We start from the raw sequence: 21,181 nt of genomic DNA, 5'->3' as shown, positions 1-21,181 counted from the left end.
GAGGGCGATGGCCTGACCCGCAAGGTCAGGCCATCGTAGCCAGAATGTCGTCGATGGTGATTGTCGCGAAACCAACCACGCTGTCCGATATCCCATAAGGGATGAGAAGATGATCTCCCACTGGCATCATGCCGCACGTATAGACCACATTGGGAACATAGCCTGCCCGGTCCGAATTTTCGGCGGTCAGAACCGGCTCGGGCGTTCGCGCAAGCACTTTCGATGGATCAGCGCGGTCCAGCAGCACAGCGCCCAGTGCATATTTGCGCATCGGGCCGACCCCGTGAGTCAGCACCAACCAACCCGTTTTGGTTAGCACCGGGCTCCCACAGTTGCCGATCTGGATAAATTCCCACGCGAAGCGCGGTTCCATCAGCAGCACGCCGTCATCGTCCCACTGGTCCAGTTGGGGTGAACGCAGCAGGTAGAGATTCTTGCCGTCCTGGCGGCCGATCATCATATATTGCCCGTCGATCCGCCGCGGAAACAGGGCCATGCCCTTGTTGCGCCCCGCGCGCCCTTCCACCGGTTCCAGCGAGAAGGTCTTGAAGTCGCTGGTCCTCAGCAATTCGGACCGGATCGATTGTCCGGAATAGGCGGTGTAGGTGCCGATCCATTCGGCTTTCCCGTCCTCATCCTCGAACCGCACCAGGCGCAAATCCTCCAGCCCGTTGCGTTGCTGCTCGGTCACCGGGAAGATAACCGAATTTGTCAGCGTGCTGTCCGTATCGCGACTGATCCACGCGCGCGCGCCCGGGGTGTCGGGAGGGGGCGGATTGCCCTCTCCGGTGATCTGCCGCATCGCCGTCGCGATATCGCCCTGGGGCCACAGGGCGAACGAGCCATCGGGCCTCGCGATCCCCTCGCGAAACGCGATCGTGCTGATATGCCCCTCGCCCACGGCCCGCAGGCTGAGCACGAAACGGACGGCGCCAGCCTCCAACCCCGATTGATCGGGATGCGGGACGATCGACGGATTCATCAGCGCAGCCGCGGCGTAGGTGTATTCGTGGCAGAAATACGCCGCGATCAGCCGCTGGCGATAGCCTTCGGCAATGGCGGGCAGCGCCAGCGACGTTTCGAGCTGGGCGTACCGTTCATCAAGGACGTTCTCGATGTGCCAGTGGCGCGCCGAGAAATCCGCCAGAACCCGCTCGTATTCGGCTTTCGCCCTGTCGCCGGGAAGCGCCAGGACGTTGGCTACCAGCCGGATGGCCCGGTCCTGCGGCGCGTTGCTGGCCTGCCATCCCAGATGGAACGGCCGCAAAACGACGCGCGCAGGATCGGGATGAAGTCTAGTGTCGCTGATACGAAGCCGGTTCGGTACTGGTCCTGGCTGCAAGATTGCGTCCTTCCACTGTGGCGATGAGATCAGAGAGCGCGCGGCTGGCCAGATGGTAGGCGAGAACCGACTCCGCGCCGCAGTTGCGGTTCACGCCGCGCGGAGTCACGCCATCGCGGCACCGGCCCGAAGCCGCGTCGCCCAATGCCACGTTGCGGTCGTTGGCGCCCTCGAACCACGCGAAAGCGGTGCGCGCCGACCGGATCCACTTCACGTCCTCGCCGATGAAATAGGCCGTCCGGGCCGCGTCGACGGCCGCCCATGCTTCCAGGGGCTGCTGGTCGAACGGCAAGACCGTTGCCGGCTTGCCGAAGGTTTCCGAACCGACGGGGCGGAAATGGCCCCGGCTGCTCGTCTGGGATCGCATGAGCCAGTCGAGCGCTTCCAGTGCCGCCTGCACCCAATCCGCGCGGTCGTGGACAAGACCGGCCTCGATCAGCGCCTCGCAAATCCGTGGATTGTCATAGGCCAGGGCCGGCTCGAACCACACCCATTCGGGACGCCGCGTGCGTTCCAGCATCGCCATCAGCACCGGGCCGCCCTTGGCCAGGAAATCGCCGACCTGGTGGGGTGGTACGCCCGCGCGCAGCAGCGCGGCTTCTCCCAACATCGCGAAGCAAAGGGTCCGCAAAGGGCTTTCGGAAGAGACGCAACGCCTTGATCGCATGAACGTCTCGACAGCCCATTCGCGGATATCCGCATCGGGCGCGCATTCCGCCGTATGCCCCAGCGCCCACAGCGTCCGGCCGTTCGAGTCCGCCGACCCGCGCTCTTCGAGCCAGCGGCGATCGAAACCCATGAAATTGCGGAAGCAGCGCTCTTCCTCGTTCCAGGCGTGGGCGATGAAGCTGGCGTAGGTCATCGACCAGCGCAGGCGTTCGCCGGCGGGCAGATCGCGCGCCACGTTCATCAGCATCAGCGCGCGGGCGTTGTCGTCCAGGCAATAGCCATGGCGGCGGTCGGGCACGATGCCGAGCGAATGCTGATAGATGCCGGTGCTGTCCGACATGGCGAACACGCCGGAAAGGGCCGGCATTTTGCCTGGCGCGACCTGAAGTGGCTTGGCCAGTGGCGCGGCAATGCGCAGAACAGCCTGGGCCATTTCCGCCACGCGGGGCCAGATCGCGTCCCGCCCCTTGGCATAGGCCCGCCGCTTGATCGCTTCCAGCGCCGTCGCATCGGCCAGCAGATCGATCACGGCCTGCGCGATGGCGTTCGCCGAGCCCGGTTCGACCAGCGTGCCCACACCGTCCGCGAGCAACTCGCGCGCATGGGAAAAGGGGGTGCTCACAACCGCCTTGCCGAGCGCCACGGCATAACTCAGCGTTCCCGACGTCGATTGCTGCAGATTGGGATAGGGCGTCAGGAAAATATCGCAGGCTTCCAGCTGGTCGAGAAGCTCGTCCGTGTCCAGAAACCGGTCATCCCACTGAATATGATCGGCCACTCCCAACCGCTGCGCGAGTGCCTGCAAGGCATGGCGATAGGCCTCCCCCTCCCGCGCCACAAGCGCGGGGTGGGTGGCGCCGACGATGCGGTACACGGTGTTCGGATGCCGCGCCAGGATCGCGGGCATCGCCTCGATCACCTGCTCGATCCCCTTACCGCTCCCCAGCAACCCGAACGTCATCAGAACGTGCCGGTCAGCGAGCCCCAGACACGCCTTGGCCGCCAGTTCGCGGCCGAACGGACGATCGGGAACGCCATGCGGAATCACGGTGACGTTGCGGGCATCATAAAGGCTGGCGAGCAAGTCACGCGCTTCGCGCGACATCACGATGACCGCGCGGGCACGATCGATAAGGTGCTGCAACACCGCGCGCTGGCCGGGGGTGGGATCGCGCAGAACGGTATGCAGCGTCAGGATCACGGGCGCGGCGACGCGATCGACGAGATTGCAGATATAGTTGCCATCCTCGCCGCCAAAGATGCCGTATTCGTGCTGTATCCACACCGCATCCGTGCCGCTGGCGTTGATCCTGTTCGCCGCCGCCTCGAAGTCTTCGCGGGTGCCCTCCCCGATCGCCATGCAGACCTCGCTGCCATAACGCTGCGGAGCCTGTGGATGATCCATGGCGAATATGTCGATGGACATGCCGGGATGAGCCGCTTTCAGGCTATCCACGAGATCGCTGGTAAAGGTCGCGATACCACACCGGCGGGGCGGATATGTTCCAATGGCAGCCACGCGATACCGGTGCTTGTCGGGATAGCCCTGGCAGAAGCTTTCCACCGAAATATCGCCGGCAGTCCGAAGTTCTTCGATTTTGGCATATTTCAGCATCTATCCGCCTTTCATTGCAGCTCTTTATGAAAGCGGATTTCCCCTCTGGCGTTTCCGGCAAATGAAACGGCTCATGGCACTAAAACAACGCTCCGGCGCACTTGGAATTATTGACCTCGCCGGCGGCACGATCACTCGTTCTTGTTTTTACAAGTCAATGGGCATTTCAAATACATATGTAAGCAAATGGGAAATTTCGCCGTTCCGCTGCGATTGACGGTCGATCCTGTCCTTCAAGGGTTGCAGCTGCATGACCGGGCAAGTCCTTCCCCCGAACGGAGGAACGACAGTCAACGGATGATCCGTAACGCCTCGCATGATCGCAACCGGAAACCAGCCGGGACCACCGGCGTTGCATCGGCGCGACGCTCAAGGAACAGCTGAAGGGACCAGCCAGCATGTCAGGCCCACTTGCCATGAAACTCCTGCAATATGTCGACCTGTCCTCGACGGACATGGCGCTGGTGGATGATCTCGTGGACACCGAAATCCGCACGGTGAAAGCCGGCGGCGATCTCGTGCGCGAAGGCGATCACATCCATTTCCTCAAGATCGTGCTGGATGGTTGGGGATGCCGCTACAAACTGTTGGAAAACGGAAGCCGTCAGATTGTGGCCTTTCTCCTGCCGGGCGATCTGTGCAATCCGGTTTTCCCGGTGGCTGGAACGATCGATCATTCCATTGGCGCTATCGACAAGATGCACTGCGCATTGGTTCTGTCCGATGCCGTCGAACTGGTCCGGACCCAGTCACCCCGAATCCGCCTGGCCCTTGGCGTCGAAGGAACTGCCACGCTCGCCATTCAGCGCGAATGGACACGCAATGTTGCAGCGCGCAGCGCACGCCAGCGCATCGGCCATCTGTTTTGCGAGCTTGCACACCGCCTGCGGGCAATAGGAGCCGCCACGCCCGACGGGTTTGACTCGCCGCTCACACAGATTCACCTCGCCGAAGCCACCGGGCTTTCCACGGTGCACGTGAATCGGGTGATCCAGGATCTGCGCGCGCGCGACCTCATCCATTGGCAGGGAGGGCGCATCACCATGCCGGACCCGGCCGCGCTGGAGGCCTATTGCCACTTCCGCCCGACGTATCTGCAATTTGGGCGCTGACTGGCAAGCAGACCACAGGGCATCCGTCGGCTTCCCGGAACGCTTGGTCGGACTTTGTTGCGCTCATAAACCTATGTGAATCCTCCCGCCCCCCGGTGGCGCACTGTACCCATCAGAAAAATCCGGGATAGTATTGATGATAGAAGAAGCGGTATCCGCGCGCGACGGCATGCGTGTCTTTCACAGGCACGAATACCTCGCGCGTCATGCACAGAAAACGGACCATATCTTCAAGATCGAGGAAGGTTGGGCTTGCCAATACAGATTGCTGGTCGACGGACGACGGCAAATCATTACGCTGTTTCTTCCCGGTGAATACTGCGAACCGCAATGGCTTTTCCAGGGAACCCCGACACTGCCCGTGGTTGCGCTGACGCGCCTGCGCGCTCGATCGCTGTCCATGGCGGGTATCCATCGCAGGCCAGCGCAAGAGGCGGATGGAATGACCAGCATACTGGAATCCCTGCTCACCATTCTTAACCGGCGCGAACAGTGGATATTCAATCTTGGCCGGCTCTCGGCGACCGAGCGCCTGTGCAGCCTGCTGTGCGAACTGTTCGAACGGCTGAAACGCGCCTGCCACGTCATCGAAAACCGCTGCGTCATGCCCCTGACGCAATACGATCTGGCGGATATCGTTGGCTTGTCGGCCGTTCACGTCAATCGCGTGCTACAAATGCTGCGGGCAGAAAAACTTATCGAATTGCATGGCAAGCGGCTGACTCTTCTCAATATCGAAGGGCTGCGCCGGCTGGCGATCACGCCCAATTCGCAGCGCCTCGCTGTTTGAAGGATCGGCTGGCGCCGGCCGCCGCTGTCATCGTTATCCTCACTGCATCCGATCGGATCGATGGGAGATGACGCAACACCTCAGCTTCTGGCGCCACCGTTAGCGTCGGCATCCGCGGCCTGCATATCGGATGCCGCGAAACCGTGCAGGCCCAGCCGCCATTGCGCCGCGATCACCGCGCCCTTGGCCGGCTGGATCAGCGCGAGCACCATCGCCGCCACGATCGCGGGCCACAATGTCATCTGCACCCAGGCCGGAGGCGAGAAATCGAGCTCCACCGCAATGATCAGTGGCGCGACGAGATGGCCCGTCAACAGGATCGCGAGATAGGCGGGAAAATCGTCCGCGCGCTGGCATGACCAGTCCTGCTGGCAATCGGGGCAACGGTCCACGGGCTTGAGGAAAGCCCGAAACAGCTTCGCGCGCGCGCAGCGGGGGCAGCGCCCGACAAATCCGCGCTTGATCGCCTGCGCCAGCGACGGACGGACCATCCCCGGCGCACGATCGCCGTCCGGGGCAAGATGATCCAACGAAGAACCCGTCACGTCAGTGCTCTCTTTCTCGTCCCCAAGCCAGGCAACCTTAGCAGCAGTCAGGGGAACTGCTCACGCTGTACGTCCCGGGCCGGACAATGGCAACGCCGCGTGCCGGATTTGGGGCGGTGGGGCGGGATACCGAAGCACGAACCGCCAGCTACAGACGGAAATGGAAACATTCGTCACCAAAGAAGGTGTTGCGGATCGCGCGCAGAGCGGCAAGAGCGACCGGCATGACCAAACCGACCCAGACGCCCCCGCTTCGACCACAGGATCTCCCCGTCGCCGATGAAAGGGAAGCCGAGGCGCTGCACATGATCCTGCAGGCGCTGCACCTTGGCCTGTGCCTGCGCTGGACCTACAATCGGACCGCAACACAGGTGGCACCCCAGTTGCTCTATCGTCGCAATGGCAAGTTCTACTGCGACGCCGTCGCCATGGAGCAGGACGGCGCGGCCGTGCAGGAACCGAAACTCGGCAGTTTCCGCCTGTCCGGCCTGGGCCAGCTGGTGCTGACCACCGAAACGGCGCCGCCATGGCCGGAACTCGACCTGGCGGATGCGCGCTACGAGGACGTCATCGCGACCCGCGCCGCCGCCTGATTTGCATACTTGGAGCGGGTGAAGGGAATCGAACCCTCGTCGTAAGCTTGGGAAGCTTCTGCTCTACCATTGAGCTACACCCGCTAAGGCATTAATTTTTGAAAGAATTTCAGGTTACACTGAAACCATTCCAACATCGTTCCAAGTAGGAATTCCAGCATGGAACGACCGACCCGGCCTTAGGCGGAAGTGCGGTGCCGCGCAAGCCCGGCCTTGACCTTCCCGCTCCTGTCGCCGCGATCGTGCTCCCGCGCCCGACCGGGGCTATCCCGCCTTCGCATCTTTCAAGGGCGCGCTGGGAGCCACGGCAGGCTTGCCGAAGTAATACCCCTGGGCTTCCTCGCAGCCTGCGGAGACGAGCAGTTCGAGCTGGCCGATCGTTTCCACGCCTTCCGCCAGCACCGGGATCTGCAGGCTCTTGCCCAGTGCCAGCACGGCGCGGATGATCGCGCGGGCCTGTTCGTTGTGTTCGGATTCAAGCAGGAACGACTTGTCGATCTTGATCTTGTCGAACGGGAACGAATGCAGCGTATCCAGCGACGAATAGCCCGTGCCGAAATCGTCCATGGCAACGCTGACGCCAAGCGCCTTGATGCGGCGGAGCGTGTGCAGCGACCTCACCTTGTCGGCGATCAGCGCGGTCTCCGTGATTTCCAGTTCGAGCCGGTGGGGCGAAAGGCCGGTCTCCACCAGTACGCGCGTGACGATTTCCGGCAAGTCGGCCTGCAGCAATTGAACGGGCGAGAGATTTACGGCGATCTTGTGCTTCTGCGGCCAGAAGACCGCTTCCGCACAGGCCATGCGCAAGACCCATTCGCCCAGCTTCATGATCTCGCCGTTTTCCTCGGCGATCGGGATGAACTCCACGGGCGACACAATGCCGAAGCGGGGATGGTGCCAGCGCAACAGCGCTTCATAGCCGCTGATTTCCCCGTTCTTGAGCGAGTGTTGCGGCTGATACAGGACAGCAAGCTCTCCCCGCGCCACAGCGTGTCGCAGGTCGTTCGCCAGTTGTCGGCGATGGCGCGCGCTTTCGTCCATGCCCTGTTCGTAATAGCAGATGCGCTCGCCCAGGTTGCCCTTGGCCCGGTACATCGCGAGATCGGCGTTGTTGAGCAGCGCCTCGCGGCCCGTGGCATCGGTGGGGTATATCGCGATGCCAAGGCTGGCGCCCACGGCAATGCCGTCCTGCGCGCCGAACGGAATATCGAAGCAACGGCTCAGCCGGGCCACGAAATCCGACAGTTCGGCGGGCGAGGAAAAGTGCTTGGCGGCCGCGAATTCATCGCCCCCGATCCGCGCGACCGTCTCCCCGTCCCCCAGCACGGCCGACATCGCGTTCGCGATCCGCTGCAGGAGCATGTCGCCGGCGACATGCCCTTGCGTATCGTTGATTTCCTTGAAGCGATCGAGGTCGATGATCGCCAGGGCGACCTGATCGTCGCGCAGTTCCGCCAGTTCCAGTTCCCGATCAAGCCAGTGGTTGAAGCTGGCGCGGTTGGGAAGGCCGGTGAGATCATCGTGCATGGCCATGTGGGCGATGCGGGCCTCCGAACGGCTGCGTTCGGTAATATCCTCGAAAGTCATCACCCATCCACCGTTCGGCATGGGCCTGCTGGAAATCGAGACCACGAAATCCTCGCCGAATTCGGCAATCACGGGCGGCAGTTCCGGCGACGCAAGCGAGCGCTGAAGCAGAAGGTTCATGTTTTCCAGCCGCTCGTCGGAAACCCGGCCACCCGTCCGCGCCTCCAGCGCGGCCCGCGCCACGTCCATCAGCGTCCAGCCCGGCGGGCAGCTATCTTCGGGCAGCTGCCAGAGGTCGGCGAACCGATGATTGCGCAGCACCAGCCGCTGGCTGGCATCGAACAGGCACAGGCCCTGGTGCATGTGCTCCAGCGCGGCATCAAGACGATGGTGCGCCTCCCTGATCCGGTCCTGGTCTTCCTTGAAGCGCGTCATATCGCGCGTGATCTTGGCGAAACCGATGTGTTCGCCCGCGACATCGACGATCCGCTCGATGGTGACATGCGCCCAGAAGCGCGAGCCATCGCGGCGCATGCGCCAGCCTTCGCCGGTGAACTTGCCGTCGGCCAGTGCCTGGGCCAGCGCCCGCTGCGGCGCACCGGCGGCGCGGTCTTCCGGCGTATAAAATCGCCCGAGCGGAAGGCCGAGAACCTCGCTCGCCTGATAGCCCTTCAGGCGCTGCGCACCGGCGTTCCAGCTGGCCACGCGCCCTTCGAGATCGAGCATGTAGAGCGCGCAGTCGGAGATGCCCTTGACCAGGATGCTGAACTGCCGCTCGCTGACCTCGATCGCGGCGTTAGCCCGGCGCGTGATCGCCCAGCTGCCGATGCAAAGCGCCAGCAGCAGCACCGACACGCTGCCGACCAGGACGGCCATTGTGCTGGGCGAAAGCAGCATCGCTTCGGTATGCAGACGGGCGGGGATCAGCCGGATTGCGGCCATCCCGGAAAAGTGCAGTCCAACCACCGCGCCCGTCATCATCAGCGCCGCGGCGAAACCGTGCGCGCGCCCATTGCGTTGCACCGCCTTTTCCAGCCCGGCATAGAAGGGCAGGATCGCAAGCAGCAGCGAAAGCGCGACGTAGGACGATCGCCATTGGATCGTGGCGGGCATCTCAACGGCCGCCATGCCGACATAATGCATGGTCGCGAAACCGGAGCCCGCAAGCACGCCGGCTCCAAGGCGGCCGGTGCGCGTTTTGGCCCTGATCGCGAGCAGGAACGCGATTACCATGCTGACGACGACGATGGCGAGCGAACCGATCGTCAGCCCCGCCTTGTACCCCATCACCACGCCCGGATCGTAGCCGAGCATCGCGATGAAGTGCGTGGACCAGATGCCGAACCCGGTTACCCCTCCGCCGATCACTGCCCAGTTCCGGGCGCTGCTTCCCTTTGCCACGCTCGATTGGCGAAGCAGGAGGACGGCTGTCACGGTCGACAGGAGGCACACGCCCGCCGCCAGCAGCACGAGGGTGAAATCATGCTGATCGCGAATGCAGAAAAGGATATCGAACATCAGGGAAGCACTTTCCGATGAGATCGTGCTTCTTTGAGGTATCAAACGTTAAGATCGTGCCAATAAATGCTAATGACCTAAGGGGCAATCGGCCAGTCTTCACCTGTCCGGCGCGCGGGACCTACTGACAATCCCCTTCCATTTCGGCCATCAGCACCGCGCCCAAGTTGCGCGCCATCGTCTTCAGCATGTTCGCCAGGAAGGCGTCCATCGCCGCGTTGCCCTTGGCCGAAAGGCGCACGAACGTCCTGCGCCGATCCTTGCCGTCGTCTTCGCGGTGCACGTAGTCATGCTCCATCAGATGGCGCAGCCAGCGCAGCGCCGTGGTCGGCGGAACATAGGCACCAATGCAGGCGCTGGTGGTGGCGACTTCACGCTTTTCGTGGCGGGCGATATAGAGATCCAGCAGGATATCCCACGCCGCTTCGCCGAACAGGTCGGCGGGAAAGAACCGCTCGCGCCGCCGGCGCGCCGAATAGAGCTCGCGCGCCAAAGCCAGGTGCGCCCGAGCCGCGCGTTCGGGCAGCGGGGGCGAAACGATGATGTCCCCTTCGCATGCCAGCAGCGGGATGCCCATCCTGGCAGGTTCGAGGGCAATTCCTCCGATTTCGAAAGCCTTCATGTCCAACCCATCCTGACCCCGTGGTTCCGGACGCGCCTCGCGCAATTCGCGCCATGCCCCCGGCATGATGCGGCGGGCCACGAGCGGCTTGCGGAAAGCGCGTGAAAGACCACGCACATGCGATGATAAGTGCCAGAACTTCCGGCATTTCGGTGTAAAATGATGTAAATTTGCCAGCCACCGCGAGGGCACCCCGACCGCGCATCCCCACAACCTGCTGCCGAGCAGTCCGCAATCTTCCCGATTGCGCGGGCGATCGATATTGGCGATGGGTAGCTATCGCACCGCCCGACTTGCCGAGACGAGAATTTCCATCATGCCCGAAGCGCCGCGCGCCAACGCCTTTCATCACCTGCCGCGTCGCCTGACCACACTGGTCGTTTTGACCTGCCTTGCCTCGGGCTGCGCCGGCCCTGTGCGAACCCGCTTCGGTGGAATGGCCGCGCCGGAGAAGCCGGCCATGCCCTATACCGTGAAGCCGACCGCCATGCCGGACGACAACGGCGACCGGTCGGTCATCGTCGATGCGCTGCGCACCACCGGCATCGGCATCGCCGATGACAGCCGGAACGAATTGACGGCTGCCTATACCCAGCGCCCGTCGAACGTGGCCGTGCTGGTCGACAACGCGGCCCCGCCGCTTTCAGGGGCCAAGAAGCAGCGCTTCCTGCAATCGTGCCACGACACTCGGTATCGCCTTGTCCTGACCGTCGTGGACCACACCACGGGCACGCTGATCGGGCGCGGCTGGGCCGAGGAAGATCATTGCCACGGCACGGGCAAACCCGTGCTGGCCTCGCTCGCCGCCCGCGCCGCGGACATGCTGGTCCATCCGGTGCCCGAAGGATCGGAGCTTTCCTGGACGCGCGACTGAAGCCCGCTCAATCGTCGGTGGCGAGAGGCAGGCGGATGGTGAACTCCTTCATGCCATCCGGCATCTCGCGATAACCGACGCTGCCGTTCTGCCGTTCCGCCGCCATTCTCACGAACGCCAGCCCAAGCCCCCGGCTGGCCTCGCCCGCCGCATCGGTGCCCGGCGCGAAGGGAATGAACGGATCGCGCGCGCGCTCCGGCGGCATCGGCGGCCCCTGTCCCGTGATCGAGCAGGCGGCCAGCGCGCCCTCGCGCACGATGTGGCATTCGACGGTTCCACCTTCGGGCGCGAACTTCACCGCATTGCCCAGCAGGTTGAGCAGCGCGCGCTGGACCAGGGCCGGGTCCCCCATCACCCACAGATCGTCATCGTCGATACGCTCGCGGATCGCCACGTTGCGCTGGCGCGCACGCTGCCAGACCAGGTCGATGGCTTCCGCGAGCGCGCCCGCCAGATCGACCGGTTCCGCCACGACGCTGGCGTTCTCAAGGCGGGCAAGCTGCACGAAATCGTCCGCCAGTTGCAGCCCGCGCCCGGCGTGCTGGCGTATGCGCAGGGCCGTTTCGGCCGTTACCGCGCCGCTATCGCCCGATGTCCGATCCTGCAGCAGCGCGATCACGGCGGAGAACGGCGCGCGCATATCGTGGCTGAGAAACTGCAGCGCCTCTTCCCGTGCGCGGGATGCCGCTTTCAACTCGGTAATGTCGGCAAAGCGCATGATCGTGCCGATCCCGTCGATCACCGCGCGGGATAGCACCAGCGTCCGCCCATCGGGCAACGTCACCTCGCCTTCGCGCACGGCCCCGCCCAGACCGATCCCGGCCAGCAGAGGCAGCAACGGCTGGTCACGCACCGCGCGCCCGAACAGGCGGTCGGCCGCGATGTTTCCCATCACCACCGTGCCATCGTGATCGACCACGCAGACCGCATCGGGCAGCCGGGCCAGGATTTCCGCGATGAAGGCGCGCAAGGCCCGCAACTGGGCGATCACGTCATGCAGGCGGTTGGTCTCCACGTTGACGAGATCGCCGCGCCCGGATGCGGGCACGACCGCCGGGACAAGGTCGGGCTCCTTCTGGAGCTGGACCACTTCGGCGGTCAGGAACTCGCTCACGGCCGCCAGCCGCCGCCAGCCCCACAGCGAATAGACCACCACCAGCCCCAGCAAAGCCGAGCCCGGTGGAACCCACCAGCCGGTTGTCAGCAGCAAGCCCACCGAAGCGGCCGACACCACGCCCAACCCCGCCAGCGAAAGGCGCAAGTTGGTCATCGGCCCGAAATGCAGGAAAGCCAGCAACAGCAGCAGCACCGGCAGGAGGCTGAACGCGGTGACCCACGGCGTGCCGACGGCATGGTAGAAATCGCCGTGCAGCAGGGCGTTGAGCATGTTGGCCTGCAATTCCACGCCCGACATCAGGGTGCCGGCTGAAAACGGCACGAGGAAGCGATCGCCAAAGCCCGACGCGATCCCGCCGAACAGCAGAACCTTGCCACGGATCAACGCATCCGGAACTCGCCCTGCCTGCAGATCATCGAACGACACGCGCCGGAACGCGCCCGGTCGCTGAAACGGGATGATCTGCGTCATCGCGGGCGGATGGGCCTGGTAAGCTTGCGGATCGATGCGCCGGACAAGCAGTTCCGTCAGATGCGGGACCGCCCCGTTAAGCCGGGGTTCGAAGCGGCGCACGACGCCATCGTCATCGAAGTTGACGTCCACCGACCCCAGCCCCGCCGCCGCCGCGCTGATCGGCGGGGGCGGCTTCTGATCCGCCGTGGTCGCCGCGCGGCCATCGGCATCCGGCAAGCCTGGCAGCATGGGAAGATAGACCGGCGCCGCCGCGCGCAATCCTTCGGCGAAACGCGCGTCCTCGGCCGTGGGCTCGATGAACAGGACGTCGTAACCGATCGCAGCAGGCCGCGCCTTCGCCGCCATTTCGAGCGCGCTCGCGTGGACGGAGCGGGGCCACGGCCAAGTGCCGATCCGCGCTAGGCTGCTCTCGTCGATTTCGACCAGCATGATCCGGTCGTCCGCGTTGGCGGGACGGATCAGCGTCATCGAATCCAGCAGGATATTATCGAGCGGCGCGGTCCACCGCCCTCGCACCGATCCTATGACCAGCAAGCTGGCCGCGATCACCACGACCAGCCATTCGATCAGCAGCCGGCGATAGAGCATCGCGCGCGGCGCCTATCGGCCCGCGCCCGTGACCGTGAACTTCTGGAAAGGCGTCCAGTTTTCCGTGACATCGCCATCGGCATATTGCTGCACGCCCACGCGCCAGAAATAGACTCCGTCGGCCAGCCCCGACACGCCCATCTGCGCATCCTGGAGGCCAGGCTCGTCGATCATCGGCGCCGCCTTGGCGTCACCGCGCGCCAGCTGGAAGCGATAGAGCCGGCGCGCGTCGCTTGCCCCCTGCCCCAGCCACTTGATCGTGATCCGGTCCCCGTCCTGCGCGGCGCTGGCACTCAGCCCGGTCAGCGAACGGCGCAGGGAATAGACCTGCGGCAAGCCCTCGATGCCGGTGGCGGAAAAGGCGGTCAGACGCACGAACCACCGCCCGTCCGCCAGAGCCGGCAGCGTCACCGTATCGCCATCGGCGCTGGCCTCGGTAACCAGATCGGCAAAACTGGAATCGGCCGCGACCTGGACGTGATACCCCTTCGCCCCGCTCTGCGACCGCGCTCGCAGGGCGACCACGGGATCGACCAGCACCTTCCCCGCATCGACCAGATCGGGTGCCGGCAACAGCGCTTCCACGGCGACAGCGCCACCGGGAGAGACTTGCGCGCCGAACCCCTGCGCCAGCATGGTTTCGGCCGCCGACGGATCGCCCTGTACCGCGACCTTGCCTTCGACCACTTCGGTTATCGATGCGCCGGCATCATCATAAGCGATACGCAGGACGGTGCCGCGAATGGCGGAAACCGCGCGCGGGGTGCGCAGGCGGAAACGGCTGCCATCCGCTTGCAGCGGGGTGGCCTGCGTCTCGATCTTGCCGCGTTCCACCGCGACATCGAAATCGACGCTTCCCGTCAGCAGGATACGCCGCATCGCGACCAGCCGCACGCGCGTGCGGGTGGGCAATGACACTTGCGAGCCATTGGACAGGGCAAGCCCGATGAAACCATCGACCCCGGTCTCCAGAACCGCCCCGGGCATTACCGCGATCCCGGGTGCGGGGCGGACCGCCGCACCGCCGCTCTCCATTGTCACCGTGCCACGCGCCGCCAGGATGCGGGCCTGCAACGGCTCTGTCCTCAGCAGGCGCACCGGCACGCGCAGCCGCGATCCCACCGGCAGCCGCAAGGGGTCGGCCACGCGGTTGATACGCTGAACCTCGCGATAATCGGCCTGCCGGACAAAGTAGCGCGCCGCGATCCGATAGAGATTGTCGCCCGCACGCACGGTGTATTCGATCTGATCCTGCGCCGCCGCCGCCACTGGCGGGGATGCGGCGTGGCCTTGCTGGCCCACTATCGCGGGCAGGACAAAGGCGAGAGCCGCAAACGGGCGAGCGATCCGGTTAGTCTTGCGCATGGTCGGTCTCCAGTCTGTAGCCGTAGCCGAACACCGTTCGCAGCGAAAAGCCGTTTTCCAGCCGTAACGAAAGCTTCGTGCGAATGCGCGAAACATGCATGTCGAGCGTGCGCGTGGAAAGTTCGGCCACGCTCTTCCACACCGCTTCCATGATATAGGCGCGCGAAAGTGGCCTGTTCTGGTTCGCGAAAAAGAGCATGGCGAGCGCAAATTCCTTCGCCGTCAGCGCGATGTCGTTTCCACCGAACTTCACGACGTTGCGGTGCGTATCGAACAGATAGGCGCCAAACTGCAACGGTCCCTGCCCCGCCGTTCCGCCGACGGCGGTGCGCCGCAACAGGGCATTCACGCGGGCCAGAATCACCACCGGGCTTTCCGGCTTGATGATGAAATCGTCCGCCCCGGTGTTGAGCGCCAGCGCGATATCGTCTTTGTCCGAGCGGTTGGTCAGCATGATGACCGGCGGGCACGCCGCGATCCGCGACTTGGCCAGTTCCACCAGATGAATGCCGCTCATCCCCGGCATGTTCCAGTCAACGATCAGCAGATCGAAAGTTTCGCGTTGCGCGGCGGCAAGCAGATCCAGACCACTGCGATAGCACGAGCACGAATGCCCTTCCCCCCGCAAGGTCTCCGCAACGAAAGCCTGCACTGTTTCGTCATCATCGACGATGGCGATATGCATCATGCAAGTCCTTTACCGTCATCGCGCATGCCTCGCCCCATCGGGCAACACGTCGTTCCCGGGAAGCAGGTGTTACAACCTTTTACACCGATCACGTTTACAGAACGCGTATAACGCGGATGTCTGGATAACCGACTAAGCGCATACGCAACGATCACGGTGTCATTACGTATCTGCTTCTGGACCAACCCTCAACGGGAGCCTTGTCTGGTCGCCTGAAGCCTGGAGTCACATGCGATTGCCGCCGTGACTCCAGGCGGATGGCAAAAGTACGCTGAAAAACAGAACCTTGCCAGAGGGGCGGGTGCACTGTGCCGGTATCTTCTCCAAAGTCGGGTGAGGATTTCCCGCAAGATGATCCAGATTGGACTATTTCACGCGCCACGCGAAGGCCGCTCCCATCCGCCCAGGTTAACCTGTGATGCGTTCGAGGAACGGCAAGGCCGCCGTGCCGTTGACGGGCTGAAGTCCGAGTGGTCCCCTCGGCAAAACGAGGAAAATGGCATGAGGGGCGCTTGGCCAGTCCTTGTTCGGCGCGCTGCAGCCGGCTTGGTGGAGATGGTCAGCATTGAAGATGGCGCCCAAGTCTTCCATCGCAGCGGATCGTTCTACTACGTGCCGGTTGGCCAGACCTGGGCGCACGAAACGCCGAACTTACGGACCGGCGTCACCGGCGACCGCCGGCTTGGCGTTTGATGGATAAAATTTCGAAACGTGCGACCATGGGCGGCGGGGAGCAGCGGAATCGCGTATGCCCCATACCTGAGGCCGATTTTCAACGCCCCGTCTTGATGCCACTTTATCGACAATGGCGTCAGCCGACGACGACCCGCGAACGATCAAGGAGAACCGCGTGACAGACCTGATTCCGTGCACGGCCATCATGGCGAACGACGCGTTGCCCCTTGGTGCTTCAGTCTGTCTCGATCTACTCTGCCGCGACGCCTTGTCCGGGCTGACACGCACCCCAAAGGCATTGCCAAGCAAGCACTTTTACGACGCGCGCGGATCCGACCTCTTCGAGGAAATCTGCCTGCTGGACGAATATTACGTCACGCGCACCGAAGAGGCCCAGTTGCGCAAGATCGCGCCCACCCTGTCCCGCGCCATCCCGCCGGGCTCGGCGCTGGTTGAATTCGGCAGTGGCGCCAGCGTCAAGACGCGCCGCATCCTGGATGCAAGCCCGCAATTGTCCGCCTACCTGCCGCTCGACATCAGCGAAGCCGCGCTTGCACAGGCCGCCGCCCGCATCCGCGCCATGTATCCCGCGCTGGAAGTAGCGCCCATCCGGGCGGACTTCACCGCCGATATCGCCCTGCCCGAACGGTTCGGGGCAAAACCGCTCGTCGGCTTCTTTCCCGGATCGACGATCGGAAACTTCACGCCAGACGAAGCGGAAACCTTCCTTGCCAATGTCCGCCACTTGCTGGGCGCTGGCGCCTGCCTGCTGCTGGGCGCGGATTCCACCAACGATCCGGCGGTGCTAGGTCCAGCCTATGATGACAGGAGCGGCGTTACTGCGGCTTTCAACCTGAACCTGCTGACCCGCCTCAACCGCGAATGCGGCGCCGATTTCGACCTGGAAATGTTCGAGCATCGGGCGGTGTGGAACGCGCAGGAAAGCCGCGTCGAGATGCACCTCGTCAGCCTTGCCCAGCAAGAGGTGCGAATCGCGGGCGCGCGCGTACAGTTTGCGCCGCACGAGACGATCCACACCGAAAACAGCTACAAATACCAGCCCGCCTTCCTCGGGGCCTTGGCCGCCCGCGCCGGCTGGACGGTCCGGCAGATATGGCAGGAAAGCGATCCCGCGCCGTTTTTGGCGGGTCACGCGGGCACGTTCTGCACCTATCTTCTGGAGGGGCGTTAGGCCACCATGCCCACGCCGCTTAAGTTCAGGATGTGGTGTTGACATGAATGTTTCGCAGGACCCGGGCGCTCTGGCGCGGCACTACCGCGCGGTGCGCGCCCTGACCGAACAACTGGCCGCGCCGCTGTCGGATGCCGATGCCACCATTCAGTCCATGCCCGATGCATCGCCCGCCAAATGGCATCTGGCGCATACCACCTGGTTCTTTGAAACCTTCGTCCTGCGCGATCATGTGGCGGGCTATCGCCCCTATCGTGCGGAGTGGCCGTTTCTGTTCAACAGCTATTACGAGGCCGAAGGCCAGCGCATGGCGCGCGCGGCGCGCGGCATGCTCTCGCGCCCTTCGTTGCCGGAGATACTCGCCTATCGCCGTGCGGTGGACGAGGCGTTGCTTGCTGCAATCGGCGATCTGCCGCCCGATGTGCTGGCGCTGGTCGAACTGGGTTGCCACCACGAGCAACAGCATCAGGAACTGCTGCTGACCGACATTCTCCACGCCTTCGCTCAGAACCCGCTGGAATGCGCGATCTGGCCGCACGCGGAAACGCCGGGCGCCCCACCTCTGCCCACACGCGCCCCCATCGGCTGGATCACGAAAGACGGCGGCATCGTGGAGATCGGCCATGATGGCCAGGGCTTCGCGTTTGATTGCGAAGGCCCCCGCCACCAGACCATGCTGGCGCCGCATACGCTGGCGGACAGGCGCGTCACCAACGGCGAATGGATCGAGTTCATCCGCGATGGCGGCTATCGCGATCCGCGCCTGTGGCTGGCCGATGGATGGGCATGGGTGCAGGCGCAGGCGGTCACCGCGCCGCTCTACTGGCGCGAGGACGATGGCGCCTTTTCCAGCTTTGGCCTGAGCGGGCGGCACGCCGTCGACCCGTCCGCCCCCGTCTGCCACATCAGCCTGTACGAAGCCGATGCCTTCGCCACCTGGGCCGGCGCGCGATTGCCCACCGAGGCGGAATGGGAAAGCGCCGCAGCGGCGCACGATCCATGCGGCGGCAACCAGCTGGATCAGGGCGGCGACATTCGCCCCCGCGCGGGTGGCGCCTCCTTCTTTGGCGACGTGTGGGAATGGACCGGCAGCGCCTATCGCCCCTATCCCGGTTTTCGGATCGCCGACGGCGCGATCGGCGAATACAACGGCAAGTTCATGAGCAGCCAGTTCGTGCTGCGCGGCAGCAGTTGTGCCACGCCGCGCGGCCACGCCCGCGCTACCTATCGCAACTTCTTCTACCCCCACCAGCGCTGGCAATTCATGGGGCTGCGCCTTGCCAAAGACGGGACCAAGGCCGGGGCCACGGATCGGGCATGACACCCAAACGCAAGCTGGCCATGCTGGCGGTGGGCGGCTCCACCGTGGTGGAATGGTATGATTTCACCCTGTGCCTCTATTTCGCGCCCACCTTGTCGCGGGTGTTCTTCGGGCCGGGCAAGGAAGCGCTGGGCGACACCTTGGCCGGCTTTGCCATCGCCTATCTGATGCGGCCGTTCGGCGCGGTCCTGCTGGGGGTGCTGGGCGATCGCAAGGGGCGCAAGCCCGCGCTGCTGCTCTCGATGGCAGCGATGACACTGGCCATGCTGTGCATCGCCCTGCTGCCGACTTACCGGCAGGCGGGCGCATGGGCGGGCTGGGGCCTGATCGCGATGCGCTGCCTGATGGGGTTCAGCGTGGGGGGCGAATATACCTCGGTCGTAACATACCTTTACGAAACCGCGCCCGCCCACCGTCGCGGTCTGATCACCTCACTGGCGGCCGCCGCCAGCGAGATCGGTGGCTTGCTGGCGGTGGGCCTGTGCGCCGTGCTGACAAGCACGCTGGACGCGGCCAGCCTCGATGGCTGGGGCTGGCGGGTGCCGTTCCTGTTCGGCGCGGTGCTGGCGGGCGCGATCTGGCTGGCGCGAGGGATGATCGCGGAAACGCCGGCCTTTCATCGGCCGGCGGCGGGCCAGCCTTCGCCGCTGGCCTATGCCCTGCGCCACGAACGCAAAGGGATCGCCACGGGCTTCGCGATTTCCGCGCTGGGCTCGATCTCCTATTACGTCGGCATCACCTATGTCCCATCCTACATGGCCTCGGTCGGCTGGCACAACGAAGAGGTGGCGCTGGAGTATTCCACCCTCGCCGCGCTGGTGGTGATCGCGGTGACCCCGCTGGTCGGCTGGCTGTCGGACGTGGCGGGGCGCCGCTGGGTGCTGCTGGGCCTGTGCGCGGGCTGTGCCTTGCTGCCCATGGCGCTGTTCCGGCTCATCGCCAGTGGATCGGCCCCGGCCGCGCTCGGGGCCATCGCCACGCTGGCAGCGCTCGCAGGCGGCGTCAGCGCGGTGGGCACCGTGGCCACCGCGGAGCAATTTTCGGCGCGCGCGCGGCTGAGCGGCCTCGCGCTCGGCGCGACCAGCGCCACCGCCCTGTTCGGCGGGCTGACGCCCTATCTGGCGCATCGCCTACAGCAGGCGACCGGCCTTACGGAAGTGCCCGGGATCATGATCGCGGTTGTCGCCCTGGGTTCAGGGCTTGCGCTGATGGTACTGTTGCCCAGGCGCAAGGTCACGGGCTGAAGGCATCAACCTCGCGCCGCTGCGGTTCGTCCATGGTGGCATAGGCGCGCAAGGCCTGCTCCAGTTCCGCCAACCCCTGCACCAGCGTGTCCTGCGCCATGCCGCAACCCAAGCGAATGTGTGCGGGCGCTCCCCAATAGTGCCCAGGCGCTACGATCACGCCGCGCGTCGCCAGCAGCCAGGCGGCAAACCCATCGGTGCGCGCCATGCCCTCAAGGCCGGGAAAGGCAAGGCATCCCCAGGGCGAAAGACCGCCTGATACCAGGCCTTCCCCCGCCATCCGGATCAGCCAGTCCACCATGATCGGACGGTTGGCATCAAGGATGGCCTGCGTGCGCGCCCGAAACCGGCACCAGTCCTGCAACACCGCCAGGCCAATCGCTTGGGAGACCGCCGAAAGACCGGTATCATGATGCACGCTGGCATGGCGCAGCCTTTTCGCCACGGCAGCGGAAGCCACGATCCAACCGCAGCGCAGCGCCCCCAGGCCGAAAATCTTGGACAGGCCCGAAAGGCTGATGACCGCCGGCGATCGCAGCGCGGCCAGGCTTCGATCATCGGCAAAAGCGCCGTAGATCTCGTCCAGCACCAGCCAGATTCCGGCCGCCTCACATAGCGCGACCAGCGCCGCCAGGTCATCATCGAGCAATGGCAGGCCGGTGGGATTATGCAGGTGCGACAGCACGATCATCCGCGTTTCCGGGCGCAGGCGCTTGCCCAGATCGGCGAGATCCGGGCGCATTTGCGCGCCGCTGCGCCGGAAGCCTTCGGCCTGCAGTCCGGCGGCCCGGGCGATGTCCTCGAACGGCTGGTAACCCGGCCGCTCGATCAGCACGTGCTCTACCCTGCGCGCCAACGCGGCGAACACCAGCGCCAGTCCCGACGACACGCCCGAGGTCGCCACCACGCGATCATCGCTGATGCCAAAGGCATCCGCCAGGTGCCGCCGCATCGCCATGCTGCCGCCACCAAATACCGGTGCGAGGGAGGCCTGCCCGGCATCACCGAACGTCTTGCGCGCAGCCTCCGCCAGCAGCGCATCGGGCGCGCTGACGGAACTGTCATACAGCGACAGCCTGCCCTTGGCCGCAACGTGATAGACCCAGTCCAGATAGCGCAAGGCTTGGTCATCCTTCCTGCGAAAGTCGGTCACGCGAGCTTGAACGCGGCTTCGCAAGGGCCGGTCATATGCGATGATGGCGAGCCGCGAAGGCTTGGTATGCAAGCGGCGACCGAACGGCAAGCCGCTTGCGAACATGGCGCACCACCCTGCCGGTCGCCTGGCTTCACGCCGACTGCGCACCTGTCGC

The 21,181-nt window shown here is 64.6% G+C and carries 19 protein-coding genes and 1 tRNA gene; 10 read left to right on the top strand and 10 right to left on the bottom strand.

Translation table 11 applies throughout. The annotated features are described in order from the left end of the window. Positions 1 to 25: 25 nt before the first annotated feature. Positions 26 to 1,342, bottom strand: coding sequence for a glycoside hydrolase family 130 protein (locus FA702_RS15890; protein ID WP_136956882.1), 1,317 nt, complete (start codon positions 1,340 to 1,342; stop codon positions 26 to 28). After that, positions 1,296 to 3,416, bottom strand: a complete 2,121-nt coding sequence (locus FA702_RS15885) for a glycosyltransferase family 4 protein (protein WP_255504611.1) — start codon at positions 3,414 to 3,416, stop codon at positions 1,296 to 1,298. The genes FA702_RS15890 and FA702_RS15885 overlap by 47 nt, the downstream gene beginning before the upstream one ends. On the opposite strand from FA702_RS15885, the gene FA702_RS23270 reads away from it, so the two are divergent. The 4 genes from FA702_RS23270 (at position 3,408) to FA702_RS15870 (ending at position 5,528) form a co-directional block, all read left to right on the top strand. Next, positions 3,408 to 3,656: a hypothetical protein gene (locus FA702_RS23270; protein WP_255504610.1), complete on the top strand. Its 249-nt coding sequence runs from the start codon at positions 3,408 to 3,410 to the stop codon at positions 3,654 to 3,656. The two genes, FA702_RS15885 and FA702_RS23270, sit on opposite strands and share 9 nt — an antisense overlap. Positions 3,657 to 3,699: 43 nt before the next feature. Beyond that, entirely contained in the window at positions 3,700 to 3,843 is a 144-nt protein-coding gene (locus tag FA702_RS23265; RefSeq protein WP_255504609.1) for a hypothetical protein, read from the top strand. Positions 3,844 to 4,042: 199 nt separating this feature from the next. Then, the gene (locus FA702_RS15875) at positions 4,043 to 4,738 is read left to right on the top strand and encodes a Crp/Fnr family transcriptional regulator (RefSeq protein ID WP_168196088.1); all 696 of its coding nucleotides are present in this window, start codon (positions 4,043 to 4,045) and stop codon (positions 4,736 to 4,738) included. Between the two features lie 136 nt (positions 4,739 to 4,874). Beyond that, on the top strand, positions 4,875 to 5,528 hold the full coding sequence (locus FA702_RS15870; RefSeq protein WP_136956878.1) for a Crp/Fnr family transcriptional regulator: 654 nt from the start codon (positions 4,875 to 4,877) through the stop codon (positions 5,526 to 5,528). Positions 5,529 to 5,608: 80 nt separating this feature from the next. Here the strand turns inward: FA702_RS15870 and FA702_RS15865 are convergent, their stop codons facing one another. Continuing rightward, positions 5,609 to 6,073, bottom strand: coding sequence for a DUF983 domain-containing protein (locus FA702_RS15865; protein WP_370385479.1), 465 nt, complete (start codon positions 6,071 to 6,073; stop codon positions 5,609 to 5,611). A gap of 224 nt (positions 6,074 to 6,297) precedes the next feature. On the opposite strand from FA702_RS15865, the gene FA702_RS15860 reads away from it, so the two are divergent. After that, positions 6,298 to 6,666: a hypothetical protein gene (locus tag FA702_RS15860; RefSeq protein WP_136956877.1), complete on the top strand. Its 369-nt coding sequence runs from the start codon at positions 6,298 to 6,300 to the stop codon at positions 6,664 to 6,666. A 10-nt stretch (positions 6,667 to 6,676) separates the two neighbouring features. On the opposite strand, the gene FA702_RS15855 is transcribed toward FA702_RS15860, so the two are convergent. From FA702_RS15855 to FA702_RS15845, 3 genes are all read right to left on the bottom strand, one after another. Continuing rightward, positions 6,677 to 6,750 (bottom strand) — tRNA-Gly (locus FA702_RS15855). A 180-nt stretch (positions 6,751 to 6,930) separates the two neighbouring features. Then, positions 6,931 to 9,711, bottom strand: a complete 2,781-nt coding sequence (locus FA702_RS15850) for an EAL domain-containing protein (protein WP_136956876.1) — start codon at positions 9,709 to 9,711, stop codon at positions 6,931 to 6,933. 121 nt (positions 9,712 to 9,832) lie between these two features. After that, positions 9,833 to 10,333, bottom strand: coding sequence for a MarR family transcriptional regulator (locus FA702_RS15845; protein WP_136956875.1), 501 nt, complete (start codon positions 10,331 to 10,333; stop codon positions 9,833 to 9,835). A gap of 316 nt (positions 10,334 to 10,649) precedes the next feature. Here FA702_RS15845 and FA702_RS15840 point away from each other — a divergent pair, with 316 nt between their 5' ends. Next, entirely contained in the window at positions 10,650 to 11,207 is a 558-nt protein-coding gene (locus tag FA702_RS15840; RefSeq protein ID WP_136956874.1) for a hypothetical protein, read from the top strand. A gap of 7 nt (positions 11,208 to 11,214) precedes the next feature. Here FA702_RS15840 and FA702_RS15835 read toward each other — a convergent pair whose 3' ends face one another. The 3 genes from FA702_RS15835 to FA702_RS15825 are packed head-to-tail and all read right to left on the bottom strand — an operon-like array spanning position 11,215 to position 15,439. Beyond that, complete coding sequence (locus tag FA702_RS15835; protein ID WP_136956873.1) at positions 11,215 to 13,386, bottom strand: CHASE2 domain-containing protein; 2,172 nt, start codon at positions 13,384 to 13,386, stop codon at positions 11,215 to 11,217. A 12-nt stretch (positions 13,387 to 13,398) separates the two neighbouring features. Further along, positions 13,399 to 14,751 (bottom strand): FecR domain-containing protein, encoded by a 1,353-nt coding sequence (locus FA702_RS15830; protein ID WP_168196087.1) that lies wholly within the window; start codon positions 14,749 to 14,751, stop codon positions 13,399 to 13,401. Continuing rightward, positions 14,738 to 15,439, bottom strand: coding sequence for a response regulator transcription factor (locus FA702_RS15825; protein ID WP_255504608.1), 702 nt, complete (start codon positions 15,437 to 15,439; stop codon positions 14,738 to 14,740). Before FA702_RS15825 ends, FA702_RS15830 begins: the two co-directional genes overlap by 14 nt. A 351-nt stretch (positions 15,440 to 15,790) precedes the next feature. Between FA702_RS15825 and FA702_RS15820 the strand changes: the two genes are divergently transcribed. From FA702_RS15820 to FA702_RS15805, 4 genes are all read left to right on the top strand, one after another. Then, on the top strand, positions 15,791 to 16,132 hold the full coding sequence (locus FA702_RS15820; RefSeq protein WP_136956871.1) for a hypothetical protein: 342 nt from the start codon (positions 15,791 to 15,793) through the stop codon (positions 16,130 to 16,132). A gap of 157 nt (positions 16,133 to 16,289) precedes the next feature. Next, positions 16,290 to 17,306, top strand: a complete 1,017-nt coding sequence (egtD, locus tag FA702_RS15815; protein ID WP_210417556.1) for an L-histidine N(alpha)-methyltransferase — start codon at positions 16,290 to 16,292, stop codon at positions 17,304 to 17,306. Positions 17,307 to 17,349: 43 nt separating this feature from the next. Continuing rightward, positions 17,350 to 18,627 (top strand): ergothioneine biosynthesis protein EgtB, encoded by a 1,278-nt coding sequence (egtB, locus tag FA702_RS15810; RefSeq protein WP_136956869.1) that lies wholly within the window; start codon positions 17,350 to 17,352, stop codon positions 18,625 to 18,627. Continuing rightward, the gene (locus FA702_RS15805) at positions 18,624 to 19,871 is read left to right on the top strand and encodes an MFS transporter (RefSeq protein ID WP_255504607.1); all 1,248 of its coding nucleotides are present in this window, start codon (positions 18,624 to 18,626) and stop codon (positions 19,869 to 19,871) included. Before egtB ends, FA702_RS15805 begins: the two co-directional genes overlap by 4 nt. Here FA702_RS15805 and FA702_RS15800 read toward each other — a convergent pair. After that, positions 19,861 to 21,024 carry a pyridoxal phosphate-dependent aminotransferase gene (locus FA702_RS15800; protein ID WP_168196086.1) on the bottom strand — a complete coding sequence of 388 codons (1,164 nt, stop codon included), beginning with the start codon at positions 21,022 to 21,024 and terminating at the stop codon, positions 19,861 to 19,863. The two genes, FA702_RS15805 and FA702_RS15800, sit on opposite strands and share 11 nt — an antisense overlap. Positions 21,025 to 21,181: the final 157 nt, after the last annotated feature.

Origin of the sequence: Novosphingobium sp. EMRT-2 (assembly GCF_005145025.1) — a bacterium.
Lineage (GTDB): Bacteria > Pseudomonadota > Alphaproteobacteria > Sphingomonadales > Sphingomonadaceae > Novosphingobium.
Note: the sequence above shows the minus strand (reverse complement) of the source record. Positions and strands in the feature narration are given on the sequence as shown.